Annotated in this window: 14 protein-coding genes and 1 riboswitch; of the genes, 13 read left to right on the top strand and 1 reads right to left on the bottom strand. The window is 42.2% G+C overall.

Features of this window, described 5'->3' with window-relative positions:
- Positions 1-46 precede the first annotated feature (46 nt).
- The 7 genes from KH172YL63_RS19505 to KH172YL63_RS21785 all read left to right on the top strand — a co-directional run bounded on the left by KH172YL63_RS19505 (position 47) and on the right by KH172YL63_RS21785 (position 5,466).
- Complete coding sequence (locus KH172YL63_RS19505; RefSeq protein WP_173107658.1) at positions 47-973, top strand: manganese-dependent inorganic pyrophosphatase; 927 nt, start codon at positions 47-49, stop codon at positions 971-973.
- Positions 974-1,078: 105 nt separating this feature from the next.
- Positions 1,079-1,828: an NERD domain-containing protein gene (locus KH172YL63_RS19500; protein ID WP_173107657.1), complete on the top strand. Its 750-nt coding sequence runs from the start codon at positions 1,079-1,081 to the stop codon at positions 1,826-1,828.
- A 38-nt stretch (positions 1,829-1,866) separates the two neighbouring features.
- Positions 1,867-2,253, top strand: a complete 387-nt coding sequence (gene gloA2 / locus KH172YL63_RS19495) for an SMU1112c/YaeR family gloxylase I-like metalloprotein (RefSeq protein WP_173107656.1) — start codon at positions 1,867-1,869, stop codon at positions 2,251-2,253.
- A 610-nt stretch (positions 2,254-2,863) separates the two neighbouring features.
- Positions 2,864-3,760, top strand: coding sequence for a helix-turn-helix domain-containing protein (locus tag KH172YL63_RS19490; RefSeq protein WP_173107655.1), 897 nt, complete (start codon positions 2,864-2,866; stop codon positions 3,758-3,760).
- Positions 3,761-3,796: 36 nt separating this feature from the next.
- Positions 3,797-4,699 (top strand): helix-turn-helix domain-containing protein, encoded by a 903-nt coding sequence (locus tag KH172YL63_RS19485; RefSeq protein ID WP_173107654.1) that lies wholly within the window; start codon positions 3,797-3,799, stop codon positions 4,697-4,699.
- Positions 4,700-4,783: 84 nt separating this feature from the next.
- Entirely contained in the window at positions 4,784-5,245 is a 462-nt protein-coding gene (locus tag KH172YL63_RS19480) for a hypothetical protein (RefSeq protein WP_173107653.1), read from the top strand.
- A gap of 95 nt (positions 5,246-5,340) precedes the next feature.
- Complete coding sequence (locus tag KH172YL63_RS21785; RefSeq protein ID WP_269475176.1) at positions 5,341-5,466, top strand: hypothetical protein; 126 nt, start codon at positions 5,341-5,343, stop codon at positions 5,464-5,466.
- A gap of 190 nt (positions 5,467-5,656) precedes the next feature.
- Here KH172YL63_RS21785 and murB read toward each other — a convergent pair whose 3' ends face one another.
- Positions 5,657-6,577 carry a UDP-N-acetylmuramate dehydrogenase gene (gene murB, locus KH172YL63_RS19475; RefSeq protein ID WP_173107652.1) on the bottom strand — a complete coding sequence of 307 codons (921 nt, stop codon included), beginning with the start codon at positions 6,575-6,577 and terminating at the stop codon, positions 5,657-5,659.
- 288 nt (positions 6,578-6,865) lie between these two features.
- Between murB and KH172YL63_RS19470 the strand changes: the two genes are divergently transcribed.
- From KH172YL63_RS19470 to folE, 6 genes are all read left to right on the top strand, one after another.
- Positions 6,866-7,768, top strand: a complete 903-nt coding sequence (locus KH172YL63_RS19470) for a DMT family transporter (protein ID WP_173107651.1) — start codon at positions 6,866-6,868, stop codon at positions 7,766-7,768.
- 568 nt (positions 7,769-8,336) lie between these two features.
- Positions 8,337-8,498, top strand: coding sequence for a hypothetical protein (locus KH172YL63_RS19465; protein ID WP_173107650.1), 162 nt, complete (start codon positions 8,337-8,339; stop codon positions 8,496-8,498).
- Complete coding sequence (locus KH172YL63_RS19460) at positions 8,489-10,624, top strand: LuxR C-terminal-related transcriptional regulator (RefSeq protein ID WP_173107649.1); 2,136 nt, start codon at positions 8,489-8,491, stop codon at positions 10,622-10,624. The genes KH172YL63_RS19465 and KH172YL63_RS19460 overlap by 10 nt, the downstream gene beginning before the upstream one ends.
- Positions 10,625-11,363: 739 nt before the next feature.
- The gene (locus KH172YL63_RS19455; RefSeq protein WP_173107648.1) at positions 11,364-14,921 is read left to right on the top strand and encodes an EAL domain-containing protein; all 3,558 of its coding nucleotides are present in this window, start codon (positions 11,364-11,366) and stop codon (positions 14,919-14,921) included.
- A 39-nt stretch (positions 14,922-14,960) separates the two neighbouring features.
- Complete coding sequence (locus tag KH172YL63_RS19450) at positions 14,961-15,329, top strand: PilZ domain-containing protein (protein ID WP_173107647.1); 369 nt, start codon at positions 14,961-14,963, stop codon at positions 15,327-15,329.
- A gap of 10 nt (positions 15,330-15,339) precedes the next feature.
- Positions 15,340-15,422: riboswitch (cyclic di-GMP riboswitch) on the top strand.
- Between the two features lie 120 nt (positions 15,423-15,542).
- Positions 15,543-16,112, top strand: coding sequence for a GTP cyclohydrolase I FolE (folE, locus tag KH172YL63_RS19445; RefSeq protein WP_173107646.1), 570 nt, complete (start codon positions 15,543-15,545; stop codon positions 16,110-16,112).
- The last annotated feature ends 11 nt before the right edge of the window (positions 16,113-16,123 follow it).

Here is a 16,123-nt window from a genome sequence, read left to right as displayed (position 1 = left end):
AGACAGCAAACAAAGATCCCATTACATATAGTTAGGAGAATGTTCAATGAGTAAAACACTAATTTTTGGGCACAAAAACCCGGATACAGACACGATCACATCTGCACTCGTATATGCTGATTTAAAAACAAAAATCGGCATGGACGTTGAGCCTGTGCGCTTAGGCGAAGTGAACGGTGAAACACAATATGCCCTTGATTATTTCAAAGTGGATGCACCGCGTTTGGTGGAAAAGGTGGCAGCTGAGACGGATACGGTCATCCTTGTCGATCACAACGAGCGTCAGCAAAGCGCTGAGGATATCGAGGAAGTGCGTGTCCTTGAAGTCATCGATCACCACCGTATCGCGAACTTTGAAACGGCAGATCCCCTGTACTACCGTGCAGAGCCGGTTGGATGTACGGCAACGATCTTAAACAAGATTTACAAGGAAAAAGGGGTAGAAGTGACGAAGGAAATGGCTGGATTGATGCTTTCAGCGATCATCTCAGATTCCCTTCTGTTCAAATCTCCTACGTGTACGGATGAAGACGTAGCAGCAGCGAAGGAATTGGCTGAAATCGCAGGAGTGGATCCTGAAGTGTACGGCTTGGAGATGCTGAAAGCAGGCGCGAACATGAGCACGAAGTCAGTCGCTGAACTTGTGACACTGGATGCGAAAGAATTCTCAATGGGGAACGCCAAAGTGGAAGTCGCTCAAGTCAACGTGGTCGACATCAATGATGTATTCGGACGCCAGGCAGAGGTGGAAGCGGCGGTCGAAACGCTGATCAAGGAAAAAGGATTGGACCTTTTCCTATTGGTTGTAACCGACATCCTTGAGAACGACTCAACGGCACTTGCCCTTGGAAGCAAGGCAGCGGAAGTAGAAAAAGCCTTCAACGTGACGCTTGAAAACAATACGGCACTGTTAAAAGGTGTTGTATCACGTAAGAAACAAATCGTTCCTGTGTTGACGGATGCGATGAAATAATTGGAGTGGGAAGCAGTCTTTCGGGGCTGCTTTTTTTGTCGGGATGGTTTCATGTGTTTTATGGTAGTATAGTGATTGTATAATAATTCCATTTGGAGGGCGCACATGAGCTATCTTTTTCTATCACTACTATTATTGCTTGCCGTCTTCGCTTCTTCTCCGAAGGTCAAGGGGAAAATCGGTGAAGGAAAGGTAAGATACTTCTTAGGGAAGCTGGATCCCGAACGCTATGTTGTCGTGCATGATCTCCTCCTTCACGCAAGAGACGGGAGGACGACTCAAATTGATCACGTAGTCATTGGCGAAGCAGGAATCTTTGTTATTGAGACAAAGAATTACCGTGGCTGGATATTCGGAAGCGAACATAATAACAAATGGACACAGGTCCTCAACAGGCGAAAATCGTTCTTTCAAAATCCATTACATCAAAACTATGGTCATATCAAAGCAATTGAACAGATTATCGGAAGCAGCAGCATTCAGCCGGCATACTATTCCATCATTGCCTTCGATCCAAAAGCCACGATTAAGAAGATGGAGGTCACGTCTCCTCATGCCATCGTCACTTATTCAAATCAGGTGGTAAAGGAAATTGAAAGGCAAGAGGGCGGAAACCTGACAGCATTTCAAATCAAAGGGATCACTCAACTGCTCCAAAAGAGAAATATTGTTGAAAAAGGTGCCGGAAAAGAACATATCAAACGGGTCAGGTCAGATCAGCAAGAGAAAAAGATGAAAGTGAAAGCAGGCATTTGTCCGAAATGCGGGAATCCATTGGTCACACGCATTCGTAAAGATGGAAAAGGTTCATTTAAAGGGTGCAGCAGCTTTCCCCAATGCCGGTTCATTGCCTAGAAACATCATTCATTTCATGGTAGAAGGAGAAATACATCATGAATTTAAAAAAAATCCATCACATAGCCATTATCTGTTCGGATTACGGTGTATCGAAAGACTTTTATGTGAATAAACTCGGGTTTGAGGTGAAGCAGGAGATATATCGGGAAGAACGGGATTCTTATAAACTCGATCTCACTTTACAGGGTGAATACATCATCGAGCTCTTTTCTTTCCAGAATGCTCCTCCCCGACCGAGTTATCCAGAGGCACGAGGGTTGCGGCATCTGGCATTTGAAGTGGAGGATATTGTGGACTGCGTGGAACAATTACATGCAAAAGGGATTAAAACAGAGGATATCAGAATCGACCCTTATACGGAAAAACGCTTCACCTTTTTTGAAGATCCGGATGGACTGCCGTTGGAAATATACGAATATTAATGAAGGTCCGTCCCTCCAGAGGACTTTGCAAAAAAAAGAGCACTTCCCACCAGGAGAAGTGCCGTCAAAAGGTATTGTAATTTGTCGTTGGGTTTATTAAATCATATATCGAGATTTGGTGTAATGCCGGTGTCGGGGAAAGACAGGGGATGTTGACCGGTCTTATGAGAGATATCTCTTTCGTTTCCATATTATATAAATATATTAATATCTTCTGGCAGATAAAAAAAGGACGCTTCCCACCAGGGAGAAGCGCCGTCCAGAGGTATTGTAATTCATCGTTAAGTCTATTAAAACATAGATAGATGATGGCTGGATGTTGGGTATGATTCGATTTCAATCGAAAAAGAAAGGGTTTGCTCAGAAAATGACTTCTTTTTCTTCCCATTTATAAAGATATTAATATCCTTCAGAAAAAAAGAGCGCTTCCCACAAGGAGAAGCGCCATCAAAAGGTATTGTAATTTGTCGTTAAATCTATTAAAACATAGATTTAAAATGTATGTATTGTCGATTTGGGTCTGTTTAAGGTGATATTTGCACAGTTACATAAAAAAATCAGGTGAATTCTGATAAAATATTAAGATATTAATATTTTCGGTGGTGAAACAGTGGACTATTCGGTGATCGGGAAAAAGATTAAGGAATTAAGAAAGATTGTAGGTTTGACACAGGGAGAATTGGCGGAAGGGATATGCACACAAGCCCTGATCAGCAGAATAGAAAAGGGAGACATCGATCCGAGTGCAACCTATCTTTATCAAATCTCTAAGAAGCTCGGTGTAGACGTCAACTATTTCTTCGAGATCGGAACAACGCCCCGACTGGATTATATAAAAGAGGTAGAACGTCAATTGAAGAAGCTGAGAACAAGATTAAAATACGAGGAAATGCTGGAAATCGTCAGGACAGAAGAGAAGAACCCTTTATTCCTGAAAGATGGCAACAATCTTCAGCTGCTCTATTGGCATCGGGGAATCTATGTAAATGAAGTCGAGAAAGATAAAGATAAAGCACTGCGCATCCTGGAAGAAGCCCTATCCCTTACCTATAGTAAGAAAAAAGCGATGTCTGAGCGTGAAATGAATATTATGATTTCTACTGGAATACTTGAATTCAGCAGGAACTCACTTGACCGTGCATTAGAGATTTATGGGGTTGTATATGACGCTTTGACCTATCATGATCAACTGAATGACAAATCGATCAAAACGAGACTCCTATATAATATTGCAAGGGTCCTGACAAGAAAAGGTGAATACAGGGAATCCACCAGGCATTGTGAAGAAGGCATCCGCTGGATCATCCAGGAGGAAACCTTATACGGCCTTGCACAATTGAGTTATCATATGGGGTATAACCTTGAGCTCCAAGGGGAATATCAAACCGCCGTATCTTATTATGCAAAAGCTGAAGTGTTGTTTGAGATTCAATGCAACAACAAAATGACTACTTTTATAGAAGAAAAAAGGAATCAATTACAAGAGAAATTGGATTCCTCGATATAATACCTTTCACCAAATATTCACTGGAGAGGTGGTTACATGGATTACTCTGTCATAGGAAAGAAGATAAAGGAGCTTAGAAGGGCAGTCGGATTGACTCAGGGTGAGCTCGCTGAAGGGGTCTGCACCCAGGCGCTTGTCAGCAGGATTGAAAAAGGGGACATCTATCCAAGTGCAACGGCACTTTATCAAATTTCAAGGAAGCTCGGTGTCGACGTAAACTACTTCTTTGAAATCGGAACAACGCCACGATTGGACTATGTAAAAGAAGTCGAGCGGCAGTTAAGAAACTTTAGGGTGAAGATCCTGTATGAAGAAATGATGGATGTAGTAAAGGCCGAACAGAAAAACCCACTGTTCTTTAAAGATGAAACTAACCTTCAACTGCTCTATTGGCATAAAAGTATATACAAATATGAAATTGAAAATGACAAAGATGGGGGAATTGCCCTTTTGAAAGAAGCCCTCTCCCTTACTTGGAATAAAAAAAGGGCAATGACGGAACGTGAAATTGAAATCCTTATGACACTTGGTGTGTTCGAATATGGCAAAGGAAATATGGAAGAATCTTTAAAGATTTATAAAGAAGTAAGAACGACGCTGCAATCTAACATGCAGCTGAATGATAAATCTATCAAAACGAGAATTCTTTATAATATTGCCCGTACGCTAACGAGATTGGGAAAATACCAAGAATCTAACGAATATTGTGCCCAGGCGATAAAATGGTGTATAGAAGAAGAACACCTCTTTGGGCTTGGTGAGCTTTATTATCATACCGGGTACAACTATGAAATGGAAGGAAAGCTTGAAAAAGCCCTTCAATATATTGAAAAGTCCATCCTGATCTTTGGCATGTATGAAGATAATCGATACCAGTATCATCTTAATAAAAAGCAGGATGAAATATCTAAGAAGTTGAATAAAGTTAAGAATCAATAAGCTGCACCATTATACATGCTTGATTTTAAGTTCATACATCCACCCCGTCCCACATAAGCATATTTATAGGTGAGGGGTGTTCGTATGAGAAGGAAAAGCCCGGTTCCTCTAATAGCAGGTGCCATTGCCGTGATACTGATCCTGGTGGCTTTATTCATGTTGGTCGGAAGCACCCAGGAACCTGATACACCGGAAGAAGTGATCGGGGCATTTTATCACTATGAAAAAGACGGTGATTTCGGAAATGCGTGGGAGCTGTTTCATTCAGAGATGAAAAACAAATTCTCTAAGTCCTCTTATATCCAGACGAAAAATCATGTATTTATGGGACATATGGGAGTAGATACATTCAAGGTAGAAGTAGGCAAGGTCGAAAAGGAAAAAAACTTCACGTTCAACAGTGAAGGTCTTCGGTTCAAAAATGTCAGAAAGGCCGAGGTGAATCTGTATTTCGATAGCCAGTTCGGGAAATTGGTGGTGACCCAAACCTGTTATCTGGCCATGGAAAAGGGGAAATGGCGGGTACTGTGGGATTATCATTATTAACATAAAAAAATGAAGTGGATTTTTTGCAGATTTGGTTTTAGACGGGCGTTGCCGGGTAAAAAGAAACTAATCTTTTTATAAAGGAGGCAATACCAGTGCCACTACTCTATTTAAAAGCCCGTGAAGCCTATGAATTCGACGCGAAATCATCAGGAGCCCAAGTGACAAAGATGAGGGGAACACGCAAAATGAAGCCCGTTCCGTTTATGAAAAAAAGATAGGGCAGGGTGCCTGTGCCAAATGAATATCATATGAAATACTCAGTCTAATCATTTAGGCTGTTTTTTTTGTTTGAAAACAAACGGATAAACTTTGCACCCAGACACAGTCCATTCTTTCAAAATAAAAATCCGGACGAATTCGATCATCGAGTTCGTCCGGATTTCCGTTACTTTATGGACTAGATTCTGTCTATTCCAGATCCTCACCGATGATCCGTACTTCCCGCTCAAGCTCTACATCGAACTTTTCCTTCACGGTTTTTTGGACGTGTTCAATCAGCGAAATATAATCGGATGCTGTGGCATTGTCCTTATTCACGATGAAACCTGCGTGCTTCGTTGAGACTTCTGCTCCTCCGAAGTTTGTTCCCTGCAGTTCGCTATCCTGAATCAATTTACCGGCAAAGTAACCAGGCGGACGCTTAAAGACGCTTCCACAGGATGGATATTCAAGGGGCTGCTTGGATTCCCGTTTGTCCGTTAAATCATCCATCACCGCTTTGATCTCCTCGTAGCTACCAGGTTGCAGGCTGAAAGTCGCCTCCAGGACAATATCCCCTTTTTCGGAAATATTGCTGTGACGGTAATCAAGTTCCAATTCTGCGGCTGTGCGCTTAACCAGGTTTCCTTCGCGGTCGACAACGTGGCAATAATCAAGGACGTCCTTGATTTCCCCGCCATAGGCACCAGCATTCATGAACAGGGCACCACCGACTGTCCCTGGGATGCCACATGCGAATTCCAAACCTGATAATTTCTCAGCGAGGGCACGTCGTGATACATCAATGATGGCTGCACCACTTTGGGCGACGATCAGTTGATCGGTCGTTTTAATGTCTTTGAAGTTCTTCAGATGAAGGACAATCCCCCGGATTCCGCCATCTTTGACAATCAGGTTCGATCCGTTTCCTAACAGTGTAAACGGGACATCCACTTCATTGGAAAGCTTGACGATGTTTTGAACTTCTTCATAAGTAGTAGGGGTCAGGAAGAAATCTGCCTTTCCACCCAATTTCGTATACAAGTGGTCTCTTAACAGCTCGTCGCGTTTAATATTATCCGAGTGCATGACCTTTGATAATTCTTGGAACACTTTTTCTTTATTGTACATGCTATATCAGTCCTATAAATTAATTTTCGAATTCATATCAATATCTTACCTCCCCATTATATGACGAAAACCAATGAAAGTTAAATGGTTTCGGCTGGCAGAGGGGTTCGTGGGATAGAAACGCTGCTTTCATCCTGAATATAATGGACCTTTCTGGAACTGCAAGGTGAAAAAAGAATGTTTTCAACGATACAAAAGTAAGATAGGATAGTACTATCTAAATCCGCTATAACATCCATTCATCCACTAAACTACACAATTCTTCACCAACCGAAAGGAGGAAGCCAAGTGGCTCGTTTATACATATCATTGGTCGGCCTAAGTCTGATCTGGGGGATGTCATTTGTCTTTATCAAGTGGCTCGTGGACCCGGTGGGCGTATGGGGGACGGTCTTCCTGCGCTGTCTGGCAGGAGCCCTTGTGCTTCTTCCGATCTTCTTTATACAAAGGAAAAAAGGCGAAAGGAAGCCTTTACCCCTTGGAAAACTGACTGTCGTCGGGATTGGAAATGCCGCGCTCCCATGGACGCTCATTGCGTTAAGCGAAACAGCAATTAACAGCAATACGGCGTCGATCCTGAATGCAACGACGCCGATCTGGACGGGACTGATCGGTTTCCTCTTATTTTCCGTCGTATTGACCGGATTCCAGTGGATCGGCATCATTGTCGGTTTTATCGGCATCCTTGTCCTGATGAATTTCGAAGTGAGCGGCATCTTTTCCTCTGACTTCGTCGGGGTGGGAACGATGGTCCTTGCCACGATGAGCTATGCGTTCGCTTCCCAGTTTACGAAGAAATACCTGACAGGAACAAGCGTCGTCACCATCTCCACGTTCCAGCTGTTGATCGGGGCTTTTGCAGGGTTCATTGGGATGATGCTCACGAATCCAATTTCTGTCGGAGATGTCATGTCAGGAGAGGTCATCCTCGGTGTGCTCGGTTTAGGCTGTCTCGGTTCAGGTGTCGCGACGCTTCTGTACTTTTATATCATGACAAAAGGAAGTCCGGAATTTGCGTCCACCGTTACTTATTTGATACCGGGTACGGCCATGATCTGGGGTTTCTTGCTTCTTCAGGAGCCGGTAACGCACAATCTCCTGCTTGGCCTGGTGATCATCTTTGTCGGCGTATTTCTTTCTTCCAGAAAATCTAAGAAGGTGCTTACCTCTTTGCCGGCAGGGACGAGGTAGTGATTTAAACAAACGTTTGATTAGCACGTCTGACTCTTTGTGTATCAAGGGGTTAGTAGGCTAAACAAACGTTTATTTTATTTCAGAGGCTTTTACAAATTACACTATCTCAATGAAAGGAATCTACGTCAGCACATCACTCTGTGCCAATTACTTTCCAAAAATACTTGTATTTAGTATAGTGATATTAGCAGAATATTTAAAATTCATACCCGTGTGTATATTGATTGGTTTTAACATCTACACCGCATTTTCTAATCATGATTAAAATGGTATATGTACCAATTTTATGTAGTTTGTAAATTTATTACTATCCACTCTTGCTTTATCGTAAAATGTTGAATGTCTATAGTAAAAGTGAGGATAAAAATGAATAAATATACATAAAATGGTATTTATTCCCTGTGGTCGATGTGAATAAGCGTCTTTTTACATTGATTCCTTTTCCCCAGAAACTTGCACGACATGAACATTTTGCCACACCACACCTGCTTTAAGAAAACATTGGGTTATTGAAAAGTATCCGAATAGAAAATCTAAAACTATTTACAGATCGGGGTTGATAGAATTGAGGATTGAAAAATTGAATGATGTCATTTATTTAGCACCTGAAGTCTATCTTGAGCAAGAGCGTGATCCTGATAGTGTCGATCCTTTTAGTCACATTCCTATCGGAAGGACCTGCAAAGTAAATCCGGGAACAGTTAATGAGGAAGCTTTATGGCTGTAAAGATGAAGTTTCTTCAAGACATTCAGGAGGCTTATGCAAAATTGGCAGAATTGACGATGTTCATCGTGGATCGGGAAGGGAATTTGATAACCGATGTCACATATCGAGAAGGGTATTCTAAAATGGATTTATCCAGCGATAGGGCACGAGAAAGCTTCGCCCGTGTGTTGGAGCCGTTAGGTGCGATGAAGACAACGATGCTGCTGAATTCAGAATCAGGCGCCAAGTATATCCTTTCTCCAATTTATATACATGACACACTCATTTATTATTTGTTTGCCGGGTATATTTTAGAAACATCTTCACGGAGTTTTGTGCAACAGCGGGTAAAGAAGTTCATGGGAAATCCTGCAGATGTTTTATCCGCCCTTGATGCCACTCCAGAGTGTACAGAAGGAGAGAAGCTGGAAAAGATTGAACTGGTCAAGAAGTGTTCCGGTATGCTGACCGAGTATTTAACGTTACATGATGATAAGGCAAGAACGAACAAAAAGCTTACCGTCATTCAGCAAAGTCTTGAATTGACAAGGCGTGATGGGGTTTTATCCAACTCATTGATGGAGGATATTCTCTCAACGAACAATCAATTTGATTTTATCGGGCTTGCACTGGAGAGCAAGGATGGAAACGGGTATGCAGTGGATTTTATTGAAGGCGAACGTACCGACAGATTGAGAGGTCACACCTTTTTGCTCGGTGAAGGGTTTCTTGGACATACCGTTGCCATTGAACAGTTCCAACATTGGAAGAACGCAGGTATGGATCCGAGAATCCACTTCTTTGCTTCAATCGGTATGGATATCAAAAGTTTGTTCTGTATACCGATCTATGGTGACCACAATGTGAAAGGCGTATATTTCGGGGGCACCTATCATCAAGAACTTACTGAACAAGATACACGGGAACATGCTTACCTTAAATCTGCAATCATCAGCATCCTCATCACAACAAAAACGTTAAGGGCAGATCTTCAGAATCACTTGATGGAATTATCTACATTCAACGAGACCTTTAAGGTCATTACGTCTGTGGAGGATATCAAACGGGTCCTTTATATATTGGTGGATATAAGCTTGAATGTCGTGCGGGGACCATTTTCGTGTATAGTATTGATGCCTGATCAGAAACATTCGAATGTAGAGATTGTCTCAAGAGGGCTTTCAACAGATCAGATCAATGAATACGGGATGGATGTCATCCGAAGAATGTCCGCACAGAGAACTGAGACCATTGATCCGGCCAATCCGACGGTTCATCAGACCGAATGGGGGACAAAGGTTCTGGAGTTCCCATTGATCTTTAATGACGATTTACAAGGGATCTTATGTGTAGGATGTTATCCTGGGAATCCCCCGGAAAATTATCAATCATTTTTATCCAGTCTTGCAGTAGCAGGCAGCATTTCCATGCATCTTCACCGAAATAAGACAACCTCTTTGCCATCTGGGCAAATGATGGAGGTTTTAACGAATATATTGGCTACAGTCGGTCCTGAGAAATATGAGCGTTCTTTAAGGGTAAGGGATATTGTTGAAAGTTTTACAAAACGCTTTTATCAACATGACGCAGATGTTCTTGTTCAGGCGAGTTTGTTAGTGGAATATGATGAAATGGTGATTGATGAGCTAATGAAAGACTCTTCCGTCAAGAGAGTGTTGAAGGAATTTCATCAATGGAATGATAAAGGAAAAGACATATTCATCCAGGGTGAAATCCTTGTCATTTGTCACTATTTTGTTCAACAGGGTGAAGACATCAAGGCTATTGAAGACTTCAAGACATTCTCACCCCTATTAAGGGAGCAGTTCATCGATTATGTCCATCATCAACATATTATAGAAAGTGAAATTTCAATAGCCAGTGTGAAAGAGAGTGGAAGTATGGAAGTTGATAGAATCGACATCAATGGGTTGAAGGATATGACTCAGTTATCTAATAGAGAAATAGACGTATTGAATCTTGTGTTGAAGGGCTGCAGTAATCTTGAAATAGCCTCTGAATTATATATTAGTGATCATACAGTAAAGAATCACATGACAAAGATTCTGCAAAAGCTTGGTGTTGCCGACCGTTCCCAGGCCATCGCAAAAGTATATAAGCTGGGATATTTTCCTATTGAATCATAATCTTCCGGACTATTTATTCATTCCTATATTTTATGAAAAGAATGATCAAGCCAAGAATGCTGTTTAACAGTATTCTTGGCTTTTTTATTATAGGGAAGGCAACAGCTCGCACCTTCACATTAACCACGTATGGTCCTGCCAAATATATTAATAGGAGTCAGCTCCTATTTTATCCTTTTTGTTCCTAATTTAAAAGTGTTTTTTACAATAATATGGAAATCTTTGCGTGTTCATTCATTCGTATTGATGGTTTAAGCAGGGGTTTCGATTCAAAGATGCTATTCCTTATGTGAAAAATGCGAAAATCCTGATAAATCTCTGTATCTGTTTTTATATGGAAAATAAGACTTGAAGGTGATATACGAAACTTCTACATTAAGTGACAATAGAAATAAGAAATGAGTGACTTCCATCTGAAAGGAAAATATATATGAAAAGTCATGCGATTCAATGATACTTTCAAAGGAAATGCTAACTGCTCAGCTGATTCTATTATTTGTGAGATTCAACCGCATACCCCTTAGGGAATTGGAGGACAAAATTCTTCAAATTTCTGATGAACAGGTAAACCTTCTTGAACCACTTTTGGCCCTAGACTTCATCACGGGAAATCCACCATATTCTTTCTATCAATATAAAAAACCGGATGAAACAGTCATCGCTGCGGGGAAAAGAATACAGGAATAATGTCTTTAGCTGTGTAGCTTATTTTATGACGCTGCTATTCGGAGGGATAAAGATGAAAAACTTTATAACGATTCAAAGAGGGGAAAATAGTGAAAAAATAAATAAAAATCATCTGTATGAAAAATTATTCGGACACTTCCCCGATGCTTTATTTCTCCTTGATCAAGAAGGCTATTTTATTGACGTGAATAAGGGTCTTGAGGAACTCACAGGCGTTCCTCAGGATCAATTAATATATTCCCACTTCTCTACTTATGTACATGAGGATGATTTGCCGCTTGTAAAGGAATATTTTCAAGGGGCGTTGAAGGGGGAGGTTCAGAACCGGGATTTCAGGGTGGTCAAGCATGATGGCTCCATCCGTTATGTTTCCGTGACGGTCGGGGCAGCGATGCATGATGCTACATTGATCGGGGCATTCGGAACGGCCAAGGATAGGACAGAGAAAAAGGAACTGGAAAGAATCATTGAAAATACCAACGCTAGATTCGAATCCCTCATTCAGCATTCTGCTGATGTAATCGCTGTGTTAGATGGAAATGGCATCATCACCTATGAAAGTCCGTCCATTTCAAATGTTTTAGGATACGAAGCAGATCAAGTCATCGGCACAAGCTGTTTTGATTATATGGTGGATGAAGATGCCATGATTGCAAAGAGTTTGATGATGAAAGTGCTGCACAGTCCGAATGAGACGATCATACATGATTTTCAGATGAAAGCGATCGACGGACGGGTCGTGCACTGTGAAGCGTATATCACGAACCTATTGAACGACAAAAACGTGAACGGTGTGGTCGTCAATTACCGTGATATCACAGAACGGAAGAAATATGAACAGGACATCATGCACAGGGCTTATCATGATTATTTAACCGGATTGCCCAATCGATATAAGCTTGAAAGTGTACTTCAAGCTGAAATAGAAAAGAATGAAAAATTAACGGTCTTATTCTTAGACCTTGATCGTTTCAAAATTGTGAATGACAGTATGGGGCATCAAATCGGGGATCTTCTTCTCCAGGAAGTGTCAAAGCGTTTGAAAGCTGTGATTGGTGAGGATGGACATCTTTTCAGGCACAGCGGCGACGAATTCATCATGATCATACCAGAAGCTGACTACAACATGGCAGAAGCTACCGCGAGATCGATTAAAGATGCGATGGCCAAGCCGTTTTTTGTTAGCCATTATGAAATTTTCTGCTCAATGAGTATCGGGATCAGCCTTTACCCGGAAGACGGTCAGACGGGAAATGAATTGATTAAGCATGCTGATTATGCCATGTATCAGGCAAAGAAAAGTGGAAATAAGGAAATTCACTTCTTTTCTACTTCTGAATTAAACGAGAATGTAAATCCATTGAAAATGGAAATTGAACTTCACAAAGCACTTGAACGGAAGGAACTCACCCTTTACTACCAGCCTAAAATTAATCTTAAAACAGGTAAGGTGACCGGTTTTGAAGCATTGGTAAGATGGCTTCATCCTGAATGGGGGATGGTTTCACCCGGGACTTTCATCCCCATTGCTGAAGATTCGGGACTCATCATCCCGATCGGCGAATGGGTCCTATATGAAGCATGCAGTCAGAACGTGAGATGGCATGAACAGGGGTTGGAAACAACGGTTTCAGTCAACTTGTCACCTCGCCAGTTCTCGCAGACAAACCTGGTGAAAATGGTGAAAGATGTACTGAAAGACACAGGGTTGCCTGCGAAGTGCCTGGAGTTGGAAGTGACTGAAAGTATGACCGCAGACTTAGACCGTGCGATTGAGACCCTCCAAGAATTGAAAAAAATCGGGGTAAGAATCAGCATCGATGACTTTGGGACTGGCTTCAGCTCTCTGAATTACCTCAAACGATTCCCTGTAGATACGTTGAAAATCGATCAATCTTTCGTGAAAGAGCTTTATCATCACCCTAACGATGAAACGATTGTGAAAATGATCATTTCCATGGCCCATCATCTCAACTTAACTGTAGTGGCAGAGGGGATTGAGACGCAGGAGCAGCTTGTATTCCTGCAACAGCATTTGTGTGATGAAGGGCAGGGTTTCTTATTCTGCAGGCCCCTTCCCCCTGAACAGCTCCAGGTTGAAATTGCTGAAATACAGAAAACTGTAGGGAAAGACGGAATTTCACAAGAATTGAATGAGCGGATGTGGGCTGAAGAACTTGTTCATGCAGCAAGAAGGGATTTACAGGAGACGATTCGTCTGCAGCAAGGATTGACCTTGAAGTATAAGAAAGTAGGTGGACGCTTCGTCCATACTTTCTGTGAAGGGGAACTGCTTTACAAATTCGGGATGAACCCTTCACAAATCATTGGAAAAGACTTATTCGACATCCTCACCAAAGAGGAAGCTGCGAGAAAGCACACCTACTATGAAAGAGCGTGGGAAGGGGAAGACAATGTTTCTTATGAAGGAAGCATCAACGGGGTCCCTTATATGGCAAGGCTAGGCGCGGTTAAAAAAGGCGGGATGATAGAAGAAGTCATATGCTCGTGTATCGATATGACAGAACAGAAGAGAGTGGAGAAGGCCCTTGGTGACAGTGAACAGAAGTATAGGCTGATTGCTGAGAATATGTCGGACTTAATCAGCATCATTGATGCCGAGGGGAACTTGCTGTACGCATCCCCGTCCCATGAAGCGGTACTCGGATATAAAGAAGGCAGATACTCAGAAAATCTGAACGTCCTGCAATACATCCATCCAGAAGATGAAGCAGTCGTGATCCAAACTTTGAAATATATGATTAACAATAAAAAACCCCTCGAGATTGAATTCCGCTATAAACATGTGAACGGTGAATGGATGTTTTTAGAGACTTCTGCGACACCCATCCTGGGAAAAGACGGGGAAGTGGAACAAATCATCGCGGTCGGCCGTGATATGACAGAAAAGAAAAGAGCGGAAAAGCTCCTGTGGAACACTGAGAAATTGGCACTGGTCGGGGAATTCGCTGCAGGGGTTGCACATGAAATAAGAACACCGTTAACGACGATAAAAGGATTCATCCAGCTTTTTGAACAAGGAGAGCTGAATGATGAATACTTTACATTCATATACGAGGAGTTTGAACGGATGGAAGAGATTGTTTCTGAATTCCTGACATTGGCGAAACAAAAGCCCGTCCAATTGCAACAAACAGCTCCCGGCAAGTTGATCGAAGAGGTGCTTAACTTTATGTCAGCGGTAGCCCGCTTAAAAAATGTCCGGTTATCTTCAACGATTGATAAAGAAATAGGTCCCATCCACTGTGATATCAACCTCATGAAACAAGTATTGATTCATTTATTAAGAAACAGTATCGAAGCTACGCCTGATGGGGGAGTGATCGACGTCTTTGCGAAAGAAACCAAGGGGTATGTGATATTCAGGGTCGAAGATAATGGAATCGGAATAAGCAAAGAGCGGATAAAAAAGCTCGGAGAACCATTTTACAGCAACACGGAAAAAGGGACGGGCCTCGGATTGATGCTTTGCTTCCGTGTCATCCAGCAGCATAACGGATCAATCAAAATCGAAAGTGAAGAGAACCAGGGTACAACGGTTGAAGTTATATTGCCTAAGAGACCCTTCACGTTAAGTGAGAATGGATGAATCCTGGATGTATATACAAACTATAAGGGGTACATGTCCATGTTATATAAACGAGAGGAAGCTTATCGCTATACATTTCCACAGCCGGTTCCCTGTAGGTTCTCGATCATAAGTGTGGGCCAACTCAGGGCCAGGACGAGCAAGGGAAAAGGTGAATTGATCGACATCAGTCCAAATGGCTGCAGGTTCAGCGCCGATTTTTCAATCCCTGTAGAAAAGAAGGTACTCGTGCAGTTGGAAATGAGGATACATGAAGCCCTCCTGGTGGTAAACGGGGTGCTCGTGTGGAGCAGATCAAACGGAATCACACGATTTTATGGAGTCGAATTTGTGAAAAATGATCAATTAAAGACATTGATTACAGAAGAAGTGAAACAGGTTGTAAAAGCAAACGAACGGAACAAATGATGAAGGACACCTTCGATAATGGCAAACTTATTGAAAAATAAGGACGCAAAGCTACGGGTCTAAGGCATGAGCTACGATCGCCGGGTTACCGAAAAGGATTGGAATGTATGAAGAGGGGAGCGATAAAGCTGCCTTTATTCAAGCAGACCCACCAATCTTTTTGGTGGGTCTTTTTGCTTACTTGAAAACATGATTAATAAGGAGGAATGAAGGATGACGGTTGAAACACGAACTGGCGCATTGGAAGATCATATCAAAGCAATATTGGAATTAGTAGGTGAAGATACAGAGCGGGAAGGTCTTATTGAAACACCCAGGCGTGTAGCAAAAATGTATAGGGAAGTATTTGAAGGAGTGGGGGTCGATCCGGAAGTGGCGCTGACCACTACATTTGAGGAAGCGTATGAAGGGATGGTTGTGGTCAAGGATATTACATACTACACCTTTTGTGAGCATCACCTGATTCCGTTCTTTGGAAAAGCCCATATCGGCTATATTCCGGATGGAAGAGTTGTCGGTTTAAGTAAGTTTGCGAGACTCGTAGAACTGGTGTCCAAACGTCCGCAAGTCCAAGAGCGGATGACCCGTCAGATGGCTGAAGCGATCATGAACGTCCTCGAGCCGCAAGGAGTCATTGTCAGTGTGGAAGGTCAGCATTTATGCATGTGTGCCCGTGGGGTAAAGAAGCCCGGGAGTGGGACGGTCACGACAATCAAGAAGGGTTCTTTTAAAGAAAATGATGCCCTTGTAACGGAATTTGAACGGGCATTGGCGAGAGACTAAGAGGAGGGATT

Source organism: Bacillus sp. KH172YL63 (genome assembly GCF_011398925.1).
In the GTDB taxonomy this organism is placed as follows: domain Bacteria; phylum Bacillota; class Bacilli; order Bacillales; family Bacillaceae_B; genus Rossellomorea.
The sequence above is the reverse complement of the archived record's forward strand: the minus strand, read 5'-3'. Positions and strand labels throughout refer to the sequence as shown.

Coding starts and splice junctions, on each gene's coding strand:
- KH172YL63_RS19485 (WP_173107654.1), top strand. CDS start 3,797: ATGGATTACTCTGTCATAGGAAAGAAGATAAAGGAGCTTAGAAGGGCA.
- murB (WP_173107652.1), bottom strand. CDS start 6,577: ATGTACAATAAAGAAAAAGTGTTCCAAGAATTATCAAAGGTCATGCAC.
- KH172YL63_RS19500 (WP_173107657.1), top strand. CDS start 1,079: ATGAGCTATCTTTTTCTATCACTACTATTATTGCTTGCCGTCTTCGCT.
- folE (WP_173107646.1), top strand. CDS start 15,543: ATGACGGTTGAAACACGAACTGGCGCATTGGAAGATCATATCAAAGCA.
- KH172YL63_RS19450 (WP_173107647.1), top strand. CDS start 14,961: ATGTTATATAAACGAGAGGAAGCTTATCGCTATACATTTCCACAGCCG.
- KH172YL63_RS19480 (WP_173107653.1), top strand. CDS start 4,784: ATGAGAAGGAAAAGCCCGGTTCCTCTAATAGCAGGTGCCATTGCCGTG.
- KH172YL63_RS19460 (WP_173107649.1), top strand. CDS start 8,489: ATGGCTGTAAAGATGAAGTTTCTTCAAGACATTCAGGAGGCTTATGCA.
- KH172YL63_RS19455 (WP_173107648.1), top strand. CDS start 11,364: ATGAAAAACTTTATAACGATTCAAAGAGGGGAAAATAGTGAAAAAATA.
- KH172YL63_RS19505 (WP_173107658.1), top strand. CDS start 47: ATGAGTAAAACACTAATTTTTGGGCACAAAAACCCGGATACAGACACG.
- gloA2 (WP_173107656.1), top strand. CDS start 1,867: ATGAATTTAAAAAAAATCCATCACATAGCCATTATCTGTTCGGATTAC.